This window comes from Simiduia litorea, from assembly GCF_042853465.1.
GTDB classification, from domain to species: Bacteria; Pseudomonadota; Gammaproteobacteria; order Pseudomonadales; family Cellvibrionaceae; genus Simiduia; species Simiduia litorea.
This window is the reverse complement of the sequence record NZ_AP031497.1, coordinates 1,438,866-1,453,243: the sequence shown is the minus strand read 5'-3', so window position 1 is coordinate 1,453,243 and position 14,378 is coordinate 1,438,866. Positions and strand designations below refer to the sequence as shown.

Genomic DNA, 14,378 nt, shown 5'->3' with positions numbered 1-14,378 from the left:
TTGTTGGTACCAGAGGCCGGCGACAAAATCGTCTGGAACGATTTTGGGCGCAGGAGCACCGCGACGGCGGGTCGAAGACCCAAACGCCTGGATGGCGTTTGTCAACTAAGGCACCCGGAATGCCGGACCATCCGGTGCGACAAATTCAATTGAATTTGAACGAGCGATAGCGCTGCCCCGAAGGGGTGACAATAGCCCCTAGGCTATTGTCATTAGTCCGGCCCATCTCTCAGCAAAGAAAAGCCTCGTTCATTCATCCGGACGGGGCTTTTTTGTTGGTACCAGAGGCCGGCGAGATCGGCACCGCCGGTGCGACAAATTCAATTGAATTTGAACGAGCGATAGCGCTGCCCCGAAGGGGTGACAATAGCCCCTAGGCTATTGTCATTAGTCCGGCCCATCTCTCAGCAAAGAAAAGCCTCGTTCATTCATCCGGACGGGGCTTTTTGTTGGTACCAGAGGCCGGCGACAAAATCGTCGGGAACGATTTTGGGCGCAGGAGCACCGCGACGGCGGGTCGAAGACCCAAACGCCTGGATGGCGTTTGTCAACTAAGGCACCCGGAATGCCGGACCATCCGGTGCGACAAATTCAATTGAATTTGAACGAGCGATAGCGCTGCCCCGAAGGGGTGACAATAGCCCCTAGGCTATTACCATTAGTCCGGCCCATCTCTCAGCAAAGATAAGCCTCGTCCATCGGACGGGGCTTTTTTGTTGGTACCAGAGGCCCGCGACAAAATCGTCTGGAACGATTTTGGGCGCAGGAGCACCGCGACGGCGGGTCGAAGACCCAAACGCCTGGATGGCGTTTGTCACTATCGTCGGGAACGATTTTGGGCGCAGGAGTACCGCGACGGCGGGTCGAAGACCCAAACGCCTGGATGGCGTTTGTCACTATCGTTGGGAACGATTTTGGGCGCAGAAGCACAGCGACGGCGGGTCAAAGACCCAAGTGCCTAGGCAACGTTTGTCACTAGTTCAAAACAGATTCTAAACTCCGCGAGCACGCCCTACCCCTCACCTCCCCCACGAAGCCAACTCACCCCACCACTTCACCGCTCGATCAATATCTCCCTATATTGACTCGCTAGCGCCACGTCCCTGTGGCTTGTGAAATGGTGGGGTGAGTTAGCCCGACAGATATGATCGTCATTCCGCGAAAAGCACAAACCCGCAAAAGTTTTTAACACAGCACCAATTCACCTATTTTGGCAGGTCTGTTTGTTAGCTCTAAACACCATCAAGATAATTACCGCTAAGTCTGGCCCAATCTATAACAGCTCCTTATGAGTGGCCAATGCATCTGCAATATTTATGATTTGAGAGAAATAGATTAGTTAAAGATTACGGCGCACCTATCATCAATTTTACCCGCGCTAGTTCAGACCAGATCTAATCTGCGTGATTACCGCCATAGTAGCGATATACCCCGCCTCAATGGCCTTTTCCTTGTCATCAAATGCTGCACTGCCAGCTGGCTCATACAAGGGCGCAATGACAACATCGGCACTCTCTAGTTCTTGCTGAGAGAGACGACAACTCTGCATCCTGAATACTGCTAGTGTCAGCTTGCTAGCAGAAGCCCCGGGTTTAGTTTGATTGGCGCAATAAATGTCGACGGCAATAACTTTTTTTGCACCTAACTTTCTCGCTGTGTAAACAGGAACAACACTGAAAATACCGCCATCTATCAGGATATCCCCCAAATGCTCGACCGGTAAAAAAACGCCTGGGATCGTCGAAGAGGTTTGTACAGCTTTGCCCGGATTGCCCGAACGAATAATCACCGTTTTATGTGTTGTCATATTCGTAGCGGTAACCGCTACAGGTATTGGCATATCCGCGAGATCGTCATACGCCACTTGCGCGTTTACCCAGTCGGATAGACTCTTACCATTGACCAAACCTTTTGACGACAGGACAAAGTCTGCAATATCAAACATTCCGATGTTTTCAATGGCTACCGCCATTTCTTCAAAGCTCATTCCAGAAGCGTATAACGTGGCGGCAATTGAGCCTGCTGATGTGCCACTAACCACATCGGCTTTTATGCCAGCCTCCTCCAATGCTTTGATCACACCTAAGTGCATGAAGCCACGTACACCGCCGCCACCAAACGCAATACCAAGCTCATATTCACTCTGCACGATTGGTGAAGATACATTGAGATCGTTGTAGACATTTGGTGACGAGCACGCCATTAAACATAGCGTTATTAGCATCAGCATCTTGTTTATCAACACTTTTCCACAACTCACAGCGACCATTTTAACGATGTTTTTTCTAGCGATAACGTCCACAGTTTCGCTGCCATTTCCTGATCTAGAGCTACCTTATCGAGCTTATTTTCGCCCACCGGGCCAACGGTGTTCGCTCGCTTGGTAGGCCCATAAAGCGTTGCGGCTTTCAAACCTCGCTCTGTTGCGCACATAACTTCAGGCCACGAGCCTTTTTCGGCAGATTGCGCGATGATACGAGACATCACCGACCAAAGGATTTTATTAAACGTGCCAGCAGTATCCATTAACAGGTTAGTGCGAGAGGCGCCGGGGTGACAAACCTGCACCTCAACGTTTTTGCCCGCAGCCTTAATACGACGCTGTAACTCGTAGCCAAACATCATCTGCGCAAGCTTACTTTGCGCGTAGGAGTCCCAAGCAGTGTATTTTTTATCAAAATTTAAGTCTTCAAACTTGATGCGCTTTAGTCCCATTTTGTAAGCATTACTTCCCACCATCACGATTCGGCCTTGAGCCTCGTTGATACGATCAAACAGCAGACCACACAGCAAAAAATGTCCAAAGTGATTTACTCCCAACTGGCTTTCAAAGCCATCGACGGTGAGATGCTGTTTAGGTAATTGTGCGATCGCGCCATTACAGATCAGCGCATCGATGGATGGTATGGAACTAAGCAATTCGTTTGCCGCGTTACGCACAGAATCAAGCACTCCCAGATCGACCCGGATAAAGCGCACGTCAATATGCTGCCCCAACGTCTGCTTCAGCGTTGCAATGGCCGATGCCGTCTTAGTTGGGTTACGGTTCAACATCACAACTTTTGCCCCTTTGGCAAGTAGGATGCGAGCTGCTTCAAAGCCAGCACCACTGTTAGCACCAGTGAGTACGTAGGTTCTGCCAGCCAGTGAATCTATACGTGCCGGAGTCCAGCCTTTTTTGCCAAATGGTTGGTTTGTCATCATGGGTACCTTTGTTGTGACGTAGAGCGTTTAGATAGCGCATTCATCTAATTTGCATGTCGCTATCGGCAGGAGTACTGTATCTAGAAATGCAATATAACTATCAAATATAGGTTATAATAGGTCAATTTCTCTCTAAAACATGCCTATTCATATCAAACCTGTACGGAAATGAGAAAATGATAAAGCACGAAATAAAACAGATGGTAGAAAAGCGCATCGTGAACGATGGCATGGTTGAAACCGGCATAAAGGGGGTGAGTTTATTTAAGGTCACCCATGCGATTCCCTGCGCTCCTGCGGTTTACGAGCCCACAGTTATTGTTATATTAAGCGGTAGAAAAGAAGCGATCCTCGATGGCGACCGATATATCTACGACAACAGTCAGTACCTATGCTGCACTGTTTCATTGCCTGTTGAAGCTGGCACGCCAGAGGCCTCTCTAGAGGAGCCACTGCTTGGCGTCTATATCTCCTTAGACATCAAGGTAATGACTGAACTTGCTATAGAAATGGCGAGCGCCAAAGGCTTGATTAAACAACCCAAAAGCAGTTCACAGCCGCAAGGGCTTTCCTTGGCGAACTGGGATGATGCGTTCGCAGATGCGTTATTTAGGTTGCTTCAACTCGAAAGCACAATGGATGCCTCAATCTTAGGCGAGAGCAGATTACGAGAGCTGTACTACGCCATATTGAAAGGCGACGCCGGTATCTCAGCACGAAGAGCTTTTGGCGTCGGTAATGAGATTGCTCGATCGATCGAGCATCTGTCCATGAACCTAGGCAAAAATGTCACTATTGATCAACTAGCTTCTTTAGTGGGCATGAGCCGAGCAGTTTTCCATCGCAAATTTAAACAAGCCACCAGAATGTCACCCATTCAGTTTATGAAATCAATGCGCCTTAATAAGGCCGCGATGACGATTGCCGCAGGAATGAATGTGAGTGAGGCAGCCATGAAAGTGGGCTATGTAAGCTCTTCACAATTTAGCCGGGAGTTTAAGCGAATGTATGGGCAGTCACCCAAGCAATGGAGCCATTCTCAAGCACTACTTGAAAATCTGTCTTAGCCACTACAACAACACAATACAAATAGGCATATTTTAAAGACTTTACCGCCTTTTTTAATACTGATTTGAGAGTTAAAGTGATTTGCTTACTACTCATGCAAAGCACTCATTATGAAAAAACTCATCTTATCTATCGGAGCAAGTATGGTTATTGCGGCGACATCATCAGCCAAAGTTGTCAACAATGAGTTAAATAAACTCGAACACTCGGTTCAGGACATAGAGGGCAACGTTTACCGCACCGTCAATATTGGCGATCAAATTTGGCTAGCTGAAAATCTGAGAAGTACCAAATTTCAAGATGGTTCAACCATAAGATCTGGCGCTGTACCAAAAGATGATAAAGCAAACCTGTTAAAATACGGCCGACTATACGACTGGCATGATGTCTCTGATCAAAGAAACCTTTGCCCCGTGGGTTGGCGAGTCGCCACCGATGACGACTGGAAAACGTTGGAGCGCACCATTGGTATGCCTGACGAAGAACTCCATAAAGAAGGCTGGCGCGGCGGTGACAATTATTTGGGCGTGCAACTTAAAGAAGCGCAACCCGATGGCCTATTTACAAAATTCAATCCAGCGCTAGTTAATAAGCACCAATTCTTCGCAAGACCCGCTGGCGTTAAATGGAACGGCTGGTACATCACTCAAGGCGACTACACTGAATTTTGGACCGCGAGCAGTGCATCCGAAAAAAACGCCATTATCCGCACACTGGCTTACTCTTGGTGGAACATACACAAAGGTGAAATCCGACGCGCTACAAGCTCAAAAGATTATATGTTTTCGGTTAGATGTGTAAAAAACTAATTCAATCCTGGTTTTCTAAGCTAAGAACACCCACCATAAGCAGTTCGTTTTAACGAACTAACACACTTTAAGCCAATCGAACCATCGCCAGATCACGCTGGAAGGCCTATAAATTCAAATAGAAAACTAACAGTCAAGGATGACCAACCCTCGCAAACAGTTAATCTGCTCGTCAACCACACCCTACTATCACTGCGTATCGCGCTGTGTGCGGCGTGCCTTTCTTTGTGGCGTCAGCGAGGACGACATTTTTCGCGATAGAAGTTTACGCCTTTGCTGTGATGTCGAATCAATACCACCTAGTAGTTACCATGGGTGTCCAGTTAATAACCCCAATTAACGCGAAAAAGACTATTCGCTTTACAGGCACCAATAAACTAGTATCGCACCGACTCGCTAAGAAACAGGATCAAATGAAAAATATTACCGACATAAAGGACAGACTACTATCAACGTCCGTAACAAACTGGAGAGTTACCGTTAGCACAGCGGTGTTACTTATTTTATGTAGCTGTTCTGTAGCGGCGTTCGGCTACATCTGTTTCGGCCTACCGAGCCAACCGTGTTACACGAACTTTTTTTATCTGTCCCTTGTCTGGCTTGCGGCTGAGTACATAGTAATAGGTTACTTATACTGCTATAAAAACATTCCAAAATTCGCTAGAGAGGCAATTTTCCTGTCGATTCTAATGGCGAACATTTGGTTTCTTTTATTTCTTGCCGGACTAAAAGAGTGTGCTGTGTAGCATCCCCTTGCAAGTTGATTAACCAGACGGCTAAATATAGTCGCCCGGAGCCGCTAAAGCTCGCCCTTTCATGACGCAACAAAAGCATCGCTAAGCAAGCTGCGAACTCATGACTAACGCCCATGTTTGAATGTGGTGCGCGGGTGATAGGATAAATATTTCTGGGCGTTGGCGACATGGAGGGCGCCGTCTAGCTGTAGGGGTGAGGTAAGCGTTTGTAATGCAAGGTGTTGCGTGCCGCCGAACGCCGCCAAGCTAGGCTTGGCGGGTATTCACGCGCGCCCGCATTGTTTGCTCTATTTACGCGTCTTCTTTGTGCGTGCATCTGCCGCGATGTGCTCTGCCTTTCTGGTCAGCGTGTTATAGATATTGTTCGCCGGGTTACCGATAAAAAGATCTAAGGGTATAAGAATCTGTTCCCCTGCATCAGTTTCAACAAAGACCTTCTCGAACTGACTGGCCTTCATTTTCTTCTGAATAGCTCTAATTTGGTTAATTTTTTCGTCGTCGCTATCAGGCTTGCACGTTGAGTTTTGCATAGGTTAACCCCTATTGTTCGGATTGATAGTTCATACAACTATTGAGGTACAGCTATTTAGCTGTAGCCATTCAAGCACAAACACGTCAGGGAGTGAGAGCGATAGTTATCATTTTTAAAAAATCAATAATGAGTCTCAACTTAACTAATACCAAGCCTCCATGTATGAACTTGATGCGCGCGCAACAGGATAAATATTGCGGGTAGGCCGCCGCCGAACGCAGCCAGGCTAGGCCTGGTGACCGAGCCCGAAGGGTATTCTCCCGTCCCCTCATGTTTGTTCTATTGCCCGCCTACTCGCTAAAAAATACACCTTTCGACGTAGCAAAAAAAAGCCCCGCAAAGCGGGGCTCCCTACTAAAGCACTAAAAAATTAACCAAGCACCTTCAAAGCGGCTGCATAGTTAGGCTCATCACCTGTCTCAGCAACCTGCTCAGTGAACAGCACCTTGCCATCGGTATCCACAACCACAACGGCGCGCGATAACAATTTGGTGAGTGGGCCGGTTTTAAAGGCAACACCGTAATCGGCGCCGAAGCTTGAACGGAAAGTTGAACCAACGCTAACATTGGAAATACCTTCGGCACCGCAGAAGCGGCCTAGCGCAAACGGCAAGTCTGCGGATATGCACACAACGGCAACATTATTCAACGACGCAGCCTTGGCATTGAATTCGCGCACAGAGGTTGCGCAAGTAGGTGTATCAATGGATGGAAAGATATTGAGCACAACGCGCTTGCCGGCCAAAGATGCCAAGGTCAGGTCAGACAAGTCAGCGCCAGCAAGTGTGAACGCTGGTGCTTTTGAACCTACGGCCGGTAGATTACCAACGGTTTCAAACGGGTTGCCATGTAACGTTACTGTAGCCATGTGTAAAACTCCCTTTAGGTAGAGTGAGTACAATCTCACCATAAGACTGTACGAAAAATGTGTGCCCATAGCCTTGGCTTGTCGCTAGCCGAGGGGCTGCTCCTTCATTAGCGGCCATGTGGGCGAGTGCAGGATAGCAAAGTTACCACGCTATCACCCTAGATTCATGGCAAAGGCCTGAATTGTATCCCAAGGAAGATAGCTTCATAATCACGCCTCAGCCATAAAGGTACTAGTCTCTTGCCGACTAAACCGTCAAACCCACCGCCACAAGACACGAACAGCAGCCAATGCGCGATTATGTTCGCCGATGTGTGCGGCAGCTCAAGCTTATATAAAGCCTTGGGCAACCACGCTGCCGAATTTAAAATTCGGCAGCTATTGGTACGGGTGACCTCGCTTGTTGAGCAACATCAAGGCCTACTGATCAAAACTCTGGGCGACGAAGTGATGGTGCGTTTCAACAGTGCACAACATGCGCTGGAAGCAGCCAAGCTGATCCAGCAGTCGGTGGCGTCTGAAGGTGGCAGTTTGCAATTACGTATTGGCATCAATTTTGGTTCAGTGCTGCTCAAACAGGGCGATGCCTTTGGCGATACCGTTAATGACGCTGCCTTCGTCGCACAAATTGCGCGCGCGGAAGAAATCATTTTGACTCAGGCATTTGTCAGCGCGCTACCCACGAGCAAAGTACCACTATGTAAAGAATTTGACCGCGTTGCACTCAAGGGTGACGGCGAAAAATCCGTGATCTATCGACTCCAATGGCAAGCGGAAAAAAGCGTGGGCCAAGCCACGCAAGTGATGTCGCTTATCCAAACTACGCAACAGTTTCACAAGCACTCCCTGCGCTTAGAGTCAGACCAAGGCCAGGCCACCATTGCGCCTGAGGAAACCCCGTTTCACCTCGGTCGGGCGACCACCAATCAACTGCAACTCGAAAGCAATTTTGCCTCGCGCGATCACTGCCACATTCTCTACCGTCGCGGTAAGTTTGTGCTCATCGACCACTCTACCAACGGCACCTATGTCACGCCCGCTGGGCAGCGAGAAATTTATCTGCGCCGGGAAGAGTTACCACTTGAAGGCCGTGGCGAGATTAGCTTAGGCTGCCCGGCACAAGATTCACCCCTCATTATTAGCTATCATTTCTCAAATTAGTATGAATAACCTCGCTACCCAATACCCGTCCATTTTCCGCCGACTCGGCGCCATGCTGTACGACAGCTTACTGGTGATAGCGCTATGTTTAGCCTATGGCGCGCTGGTGCTGTGGGGCAAGGTTGCCCTGTTTGATTACAACTTAGCAGCGGGCGAAAAAGCCTCCATTGGCCTGCCTGGCTTCGCCGGCATGCTGGGTCTAATAGCGCTCTATTTTTGTTTTTTTTGGGTGCGCTCAGGCCAAACCCTCGGCATGAAAACTTGGCGCATTCAAATTCTGGATGAAACGGGAAAATACTTAAGCCTTGGGCAGGCGGTAAAACGCTGGCTGCTGGCGTGTGTATCGACGGTGGCGCTGGGGCTAGGCTACCTTTGGTCGATTATCGATAAAGACAGCCAAACACTGCACGACTTACTCAGCCACTCGAGAACGGTATTGTTACCTAAAGGGAAATGAGGTGAGGTGAGGTGAGGACTGGTTTTCAAACCTCACTCATCTTTACATCAGTGGGCTTTTACTTTTTCTTTGCCGCAGCGACTGCATTTATAAAGGGTAATCAGGCGGCCCTGCTTTACATCAAATTTGTTTTCTGTGACCACTAGCCATTTATGAAAACCTTCGCGGCACAAGGTTTTGCCTTTAAATTTATCTTTTAACGTCGGTCTCTTAAAGGCGACAACCTCTCCCATAACACTTGCTCACATAAAAAGTTGTATTCTACACAACTTTAATGTGCCAAGGTTCGAAGCGAACGCCTAAGCGATTATCTTCGGTATAGCGAATTTGCACATAGCCTAAATCTTGCATGCGCTTAAATTCGTCCGTTTGGGCAAACTTATCGCTGAAGTTGGCCACACCCCAGCCCACTTTGCCCACATCAAAGTCACCCACACCGTGAAACGAATGGCCCGGCGGGGCTAATGAGCGAGAGGCCTTAGACAAGTTGTAATTAGACACTGCCGTCTTCGCTAAAAAGAGGTGCATCTGCTTGACGTTACTGCGTATGCCCGAGGTTAAAATAATACCTTCACCAATATCTTTCTTCAGCTTTTGGTAGTACTGCTCTGACTGACCGCGAAACACAAACTGACCACTGTATTTAATTTTGGCGACATCCCGGTCGGCAATTTGGGCGGTTAGGTTATCGACGACTTTTTCACCCATAAAGCCATATAAGGTGGCGTCGGCAAAAAATATACGCTCCATGAAGTCGAGCTCGACTGGGCCAAATGCGCCCACCTGTGGGTATCTTTCAGCGACTTTCAGCAGATAATCAAAGCTGCAAATATTGTAATTTCCGTGGCCAATAAACGCTTCGGCGCGCTCCAAGCGAGCCAGTACAGAGTGCATAATGATGCGCTCGTCACCAGAGAGGTGTATATCATCCGCAAACTCCTGCTCGAAATTGCGGACTTTATTCAAAATACTGTCGTCACTTACCGGCTCTACGCCAGCCACCTGAGCAGGTTCGGCGCTGAGCTTAGGCGCTAGGCTCGGCTTGGGTTGCTCGGGTAAAGGGGCGGAGTTTGGGTTGGCAGCATTGGTCACCGGCGCGGCGCTCGGTTGAACCCTTGGGCCAGCTTCCACCGGCACCCGAACCACGCTTTCTGTGTCTGAAATATCGCCCACAACAAGCGGATCTAGCTGGGTTTGTGGGGTAAAGGTGTCTTCAGCATATTTCCACAACCAGGCATTGCTAAGCGCAAAGGTGCTGGTTACAAATAAGCCGGTAAAGAGTTCTCTTCGCTTCAAAATATGTCCTGCCAATTCGAAAGGTCACATGTAGACAAGGTGTTGGTGTCACTCGAGGGCTAACGCCCTCCCCCTTTACAGCGGAACCACTTAAGGGGACCTGCCAAAGCACATGCAAATGCACTCTAACTTGATTAAAAGATAGAAGAGAAATAGCCAGTTCGCACAAAAAAATTATTGTTATTAACATCTGGTTATAGAGGGTTAGGAAGTCCAGATCTAATCCCCATGCAACCTCAAGCATCAGAAGCCCGTGAACTCAAGGCCTGCAGGAACTTACTCTCAAGTTATCCACAAGCTTGTTCAGGTATCCGAGTGAGTAGCCAAGCCTCAAACCGACCGAAAAATAATTGCCTAACCCACTGAAGACCAAAGCTAGCCCTGCGTTGAGATCCAAGCAATGGGACGGGTTCACGCCGATTGCTCAGGCGCCTGAACGGGGCGCTTGGGTAACCCTAGCGATATAAGGGCTGCCACAGCAATGAAACCGGCGGAAACCCACAGGCAGGCCACCAAACCATGCGCTTGATAGAGCCAACCAGACAGCACTGTGCCAAATAAACGCCCCAAAGCATTGGCCATATAGTAGAAGCCCACATCCAGTGAGACGCTATCTTCGCTGGCATAACTAACAATGAGATAACTGTGCAGGGAGGAGTTGATGGCAAAAAAAGCGCCGAACACCATCAAGCCCAGCAATAGTGAGCCGACGGGATGCCATTGGTAGGCCAACGCCAACGCAATGAGCGCCGGTATAACGCTCAGCATGATCGCCCAAGTAAACGCCTGCTGGCCTCCGGGCAGGGCGCCAGCATTGGTGATCTTTGGCGCCACGCCTTGAATGAAGCCGTAACCGATGACCCAGAGTGCTAAGAAGCCACCCACTGACCAGTGATCCCAGCCAAAGGTGCTGGCCAAATACACCGGCAAGGCAACCACAAACCAGACATCGCGCGAGCCAAATAGAAACATCCGGGCTGCCGACAAATAATTAATGGCCCGACTTTTCGAAAATATGTCGGTGAATTTTGGTTTGCTTTTCGCTTTGCCTAAGTCTTTTTTCAAGCCGATTAGACTAAACACCCACACCAGCGCCAGCAGCAGCGCCATAGCTAACACGGCGCCAGCAAAAGCTAACCAAGTCAGCAGCACGCCGCCCAAGAAAAAGCCCGCACCCTTGAGCGCGTTTTTGGAACCGGTGAGTATGGCAACCCAACGATAAAGCTGACCCCCGGCATCGCTCGGCACGAGCAGTTTGATGGCGCTTTTCGCGCTCATTTTATTTAAATCTTTGGCAACACCGGATAACCCCTGTGCCGCCATCACCCAGGGAACCGTGAGCAAGCTGGCCGGAACGAGTAACATCGCGAGGGCCATGATCTGCAAAAACAGCCCCACATTCATCGTCTTATTAAGGCCTATGCGGGCACCTAACCAGCCGCCCAGTAAATTGGTGATAACACCAAAAATTTCATAAAAGATAAACAACAGGGCAATGGCCAATGGGCTGTAACCCAAACCATGGAAGTGCAACACCACTAACATCCGCAAGGCGCCGTCGGTGAGGGTAAAGGCCCAGTAATTACCCGTCACGATCATATACTGACGAATCTCGGGAGCGCGTTGAGACAGCCAAGACATAGAGTTAAGACGCCTTATCCTGTAAACCAACCAAGCGCACCAGCTCCGCCGTTCTGTTGGCATAACCCCACTCGTTATCGTACCAAGCATAAATTTTTACCTGGGTACCATTGATAACCATGGTCGACAATGCATCGATAATGCTAGAGCGCGGATCTGTCTTGTAATCAATAGACACAAGCGGGCGCTCTTCATAACCCAAAATATTTTTCAGTTCATGCTCGGCAGCATGTTTGAGTAACTGATTAACTTCCTCTGCACTGGTTGCCCGACTCACCTCAAACACACAATCCGTCAGCGATGCATTCGCCAAGGGAACGCGCACGGCATGGCCATTCAACTTACCCTTCAACTCTGGAAAGATATGGGTAATGGCTGTGGCCGAACCCGTGGTGGTTGGAATTAAACTCATGCCGCAGGCTCTGGCCCGGCGCAAATCTTTATGGGGCGCATCGAGAATGGTTTGAGTGTTAGTGATATCGTGAATGGTGGTCATAGAGCCGTGCACAATACCCAAGGTTTCGTGGATAACTTTCACCACAGGGGCGAGGCAATTGGTGGTACAAGAGGCCGCCGTGACAATCCGGTGCTGGGTTTTATCGTAGAGATTATCGTTAACCCCCATCACCACATTTAACACGCCCTCTTCTTTCACCGGTGCGCTTACCACTACGCGCTTTACCCCTTGATCAAGATAGCCCTGCAACACAGCTTTGGTCTTCATCTTGCCGCTCGCTTCAACAACCAGGTCACAGCCAGACCAATCCGTTTCGGCAATGGTTTTATTGCGAGAGCAAGGAATCAGCTTGCCATTCACCAACATGGCGTCGCCTTGATGAGTCGCCTCGTAATGCCAACGGCCATGCACGGAGTCGAAGCTCAGCAGATGCGCTAGTGTGGCCGCATCGCCAGCTGGGTCATTGATCTGCACAATGTCGACATCGTCCCAATCAAATGCCGCCCGCATAACTAAACGACCGATACGGCCAAAGCCATTGATACCTACTTTAATTGCCATAACAGCCTCAATTGCAACGTCAAATGGAAAAGTGTTTTTGTAAATAGCTAAGATGCGCCGGATGGCGTAACGCTTTCGGCCTGATAGATTGGATTTGCGCCTTGACCTCTGGCCAAGCTGCGCCAGCTGTCATGAGCAGAATCGCAGCCATTAGGCCGGTTCTACCCGAGCCGCCGCGGCAATGAATGGCAATATGCTTACCGCTGTTGAGCAACGCGAGCAGCGACGGTTTCGCGTACTGCCAAGCATTTTCAAACGCGGCATCTGGCTCGCTATCGTCGTCAATGGGTAACTGAAACCAAGCAAAGTTTGTGCGCTGCATATCCACGCTGAACGACGTCAATGATAAATCGCTTAGCTCTCGATCCGATAACAGCGTAACAACCGCGTCGACTTTTGCCTCGCTAAGCGTTTGCAGCGCAGCTGAAACCGAACTGCCCTTGGTGCCCGGGCAAGGAGTAAAAATAAACTGCCCGCCATTTTCAAGCTCTAGAACATCGTAGGGGTGTGTCATGATAAATAGGCTACAAATAATCTGTTTATATAAACCAGTGGCGAGTGCGATTGGCAAACCACACCAAACTCAACATCACTGGCACTTCAACCAAAACCCCAACCACCGTTGCCAGCGCGGCGCCGGAGTGAAGACCAAACAATGAAATCGCAACGGCAACGGCTAATTCAAAAAAGTTAGAGGTACCTATCATGCAAGCCGGCGCGGCAATATTATGGGGCAGCTTCATGACCTTAGCGGTGCCATAGGCAATGGCAAAAATGCCATAGGTTTGAATCAGCAGTGGTATAGCAATTAAGACGATGGTTTGCGGCTGAGATAAAATCGTTTCGGCTTGAAAGCCAAACAACAAAATGACAGTGCCCAACAAGCCCATCACCGACCAAGGCTTAGATGTTGATAAAAAGGCTTGCAGGCGCTCATCGCTCTGATGTTTTTGCAGCTGGCGCCGGGTAAAGGCGCCGGCGACCAAGGGCAGTAAAACATAGAGCACAACAGACAATACCAAGGTCTCCCAGGGCACGCTGATATCGTTAACACCGAGGAGAAATGCAGCGATTGGCGCAAACGCAAATATCATGATGATATCGTTTACCGACACCTGCACTAACGTATAGTTTGGATCCCCTTTGGTTAACTGACTCCAAACAAATACCATGGCTGTACAAGGCGCAACGCCGAGTAAAATCATACCGGCGATATACTCATTGGCGCTTTGCGGATCCACGAAAGAGGCGAAGAATACCTTAAAAAACAACCAACCCAGCGCCGCCATGGTAAAGGGTTTAATGAGCCAATTGACAACCAGTGTGAGCGCTAAACCTTTTGGCTTTTTGCCCACCTGTTTAATCGCGCTGAAATCGATTTGTACCATCATCGGGTAAATCATGACCCAAATCAGAATGGCGACCACAAGGTTGACATGCGCCCACTCGAGCCCAGCAATAACAGCAAACTGCTCTGGCATTAGGTTTCCCAGTAACACGCCCACAGCAATACACAATCCAACCCAAAGTGATAAGTAACGTTCAAAAAAACCCATAATTTCTGCCTAA

At 49.1% G+C, this 14,378-nt stretch carries 14 protein-coding genes; 4 read left to right on the top strand and 10 right to left on the bottom strand.

Features of this window, described 5'->3' with window-relative positions:
- Positions 1-1,378: 1,378 nt before the first annotated feature.
- Together ACGHTT_RS06405 and ACGHTT_RS06400 are read right to left on the bottom strand one after the other, a co-directional pair.
- Positions 1,379-2,302, bottom strand: a complete 924-nt coding sequence (locus ACGHTT_RS06405; protein ID WP_390594231.1) for a patatin-like phospholipase family protein — start codon at positions 2,300-2,302, stop codon at positions 1,379-1,381.
- Complete coding sequence (locus tag ACGHTT_RS06400) at positions 2,257-3,201, bottom strand: SDR family oxidoreductase (protein WP_390594230.1); 945 nt, start codon at positions 3,199-3,201, stop codon at positions 2,257-2,259. Before ACGHTT_RS06400 ends, ACGHTT_RS06405 begins: the two co-directional genes overlap by 46 nt.
- Before the next feature lie 179 nt (positions 3,202-3,380).
- Between ACGHTT_RS06400 and ACGHTT_RS06395 the strand changes: the two genes are divergently transcribed.
- Both ACGHTT_RS06395 and ACGHTT_RS06390 read left to right on the top strand, forming a co-directional pair.
- Positions 3,381-4,271: an AraC family transcriptional regulator N-terminal domain-containing protein gene (locus ACGHTT_RS06395; protein WP_390594229.1), complete on the top strand. Its 891-nt coding sequence runs from the start codon at positions 3,381-3,383 to the stop codon at positions 4,269-4,271.
- A 111-nt stretch (positions 4,272-4,382) separates the two neighbouring features.
- The gene (locus ACGHTT_RS06390; RefSeq protein ID WP_390594227.1) at positions 4,383-5,081 is read left to right on the top strand and encodes a fibrobacter succinogenes major paralogous domain-containing protein; all 699 of its coding nucleotides are present in this window, start codon (positions 4,383-4,385) and stop codon (positions 5,079-5,081) included.
- Between the two features lie 1,042 nt (positions 5,082-6,123).
- On the opposite strand, the gene ACGHTT_RS06385 is transcribed toward ACGHTT_RS06390, so the two are convergent.
- Both ACGHTT_RS06385 and tpx read right to left on the bottom strand, forming a co-directional pair.
- Positions 6,124-6,366, bottom strand: a complete 243-nt coding sequence (locus ACGHTT_RS06385; protein WP_390594226.1) for a hypothetical protein — start codon at positions 6,364-6,366, stop codon at positions 6,124-6,126.
- A gap of 372 nt (positions 6,367-6,738) precedes the next feature.
- Complete coding sequence (tpx, locus tag ACGHTT_RS06380) at positions 6,739-7,236, bottom strand: thiol peroxidase (RefSeq protein ID WP_390594225.1); 498 nt, start codon at positions 7,234-7,236, stop codon at positions 6,739-6,741.
- 240 nt (positions 7,237-7,476) lie between these two features.
- Between tpx and ACGHTT_RS06375 the strand changes: the two genes are divergently transcribed.
- Positions 7,477-8,397 carry an adenylate/guanylate cyclase domain-containing protein gene (locus ACGHTT_RS06375; protein ID WP_390594224.1) on the top strand — a complete coding sequence of 307 codons (921 nt, stop codon included), beginning with the start codon at positions 7,477-7,479 and terminating at the stop codon, positions 8,395-8,397.
- 1 nt (position 8,398) lies between these two features.
- Complete coding sequence (locus tag ACGHTT_RS06370) at positions 8,399-8,854, top strand: RDD family protein (protein ID WP_390594222.1); 456 nt, start codon at positions 8,399-8,401, stop codon at positions 8,852-8,854.
- Positions 8,855-8,901: 47 nt separating this feature from the next.
- Here ACGHTT_RS06370 and ACGHTT_RS06365 read toward each other — a convergent pair whose 3' ends face one another.
- The 6 genes from ACGHTT_RS06365 to arsB form a co-directional block, all read right to left on the bottom strand.
- The gene (locus ACGHTT_RS06365) at positions 8,902-9,087 is read right to left on the bottom strand and encodes a hypothetical protein (protein ID WP_390594219.1); all 186 of its coding nucleotides are present in this window, start codon (positions 9,085-9,087) and stop codon (positions 8,902-8,904) included.
- A gap of 28 nt (positions 9,088-9,115) precedes the next feature.
- The gene (locus tag ACGHTT_RS06360; RefSeq protein WP_390594217.1) at positions 9,116-10,150 is read right to left on the bottom strand and encodes a D-alanyl-D-alanine carboxypeptidase family protein; all 1,035 of its coding nucleotides are present in this window, start codon (positions 10,148-10,150) and stop codon (positions 9,116-9,118) included.
- Between the two features lie 411 nt (positions 10,151-10,561).
- Positions 10,562-11,791: an organoarsenical effux MFS transporter ArsJ gene (gene arsJ, locus ACGHTT_RS06355; RefSeq protein WP_390594215.1), complete on the bottom strand. Its 1,230-nt coding sequence runs from the start codon at positions 11,789-11,791 to the stop codon at positions 10,562-10,564.
- A gap of 4 nt (positions 11,792-11,795) precedes the next feature.
- Entirely contained in the window at positions 11,796-12,809 is a 1,014-nt protein-coding gene (locus ACGHTT_RS06350) for an ArsJ-associated glyceraldehyde-3-phosphate dehydrogenase (RefSeq protein WP_390594214.1), read from the bottom strand.
- A gap of 19 nt (positions 12,810-12,828) precedes the next feature.
- Entirely contained in the window at positions 12,829-13,323 is a 495-nt protein-coding gene (locus ACGHTT_RS06345) for a tyrosine-protein phosphatase (RefSeq protein WP_390594212.1), read from the bottom strand.
- A 25-nt stretch (positions 13,324-13,348) separates the two neighbouring features.
- Positions 13,349-14,365, bottom strand: coding sequence for an ACR3 family arsenite efflux transporter (gene arsB, locus ACGHTT_RS06340; RefSeq protein ID WP_390594211.1), 1,017 nt, complete (start codon positions 14,363-14,365; stop codon positions 13,349-13,351).
- Positions 14,366-14,378: the final 13 nt, after the last annotated feature.

Coding starts and splice junctions, on each gene's coding strand:
- ACGHTT_RS06400 (WP_390594230.1), bottom strand. CDS start 3,201: ATGACAAACCAACCATTTGGCAAAAAAGGCTGGACTCCGGCACGTATA.
- ACGHTT_RS06395 (WP_390594229.1), top strand. CDS start 3,381: ATGATAAAGCACGAAATAAAACAGATGGTAGAAAAGCGCATCGTGAAC.
- ACGHTT_RS06390 (WP_390594227.1), top strand. CDS start 4,383: ATGAAAAAACTCATCTTATCTATCGGAGCAAGTATGGTTATTGCGGCG.
- ACGHTT_RS06385 (WP_390594226.1), bottom strand. CDS start 6,366: ATGCAAAACTCAACGTGCAAGCCTGATAGCGACGACGAAAAAATTAAC.
- tpx (WP_390594225.1), bottom strand. CDS start 7,236: ATGGCTACAGTAACGTTACATGGCAACCCGTTTGAAACCGTTGGTAAT.
- ACGHTT_RS06370 (WP_390594222.1), top strand. CDS start 8,399: ATGAATAACCTCGCTACCCAATACCCGTCCATTTTCCGCCGACTCGGC.
- ACGHTT_RS06365 (WP_390594219.1), bottom strand. CDS start 9,087: ATGGGAGAGGTTGTCGCCTTTAAGAGACCGACGTTAAAAGATAAATTT.
- arsJ (WP_390594215.1), bottom strand. CDS start 11,791: ATGTCTTGGCTGTCTCAACGCGCTCCCGAGATTCGTCAGTATATGATC.
- ACGHTT_RS06350 (WP_390594214.1), bottom strand. CDS start 12,809: ATGGCAATTAAAGTAGGTATCAATGGCTTTGGCCGTATCGGTCGTTTA.
- ACGHTT_RS06345 (WP_390594212.1), bottom strand. CDS start 13,323: ATGACACACCCCTACGATGTTCTAGAGCTTGAAAATGGCGGGCAGTTT.
- arsB (WP_390594211.1), bottom strand. CDS start 14,365: ATGGGTTTTTTTGAACGTTACTTATCACTTTGGGTTGGATTGTGTATT.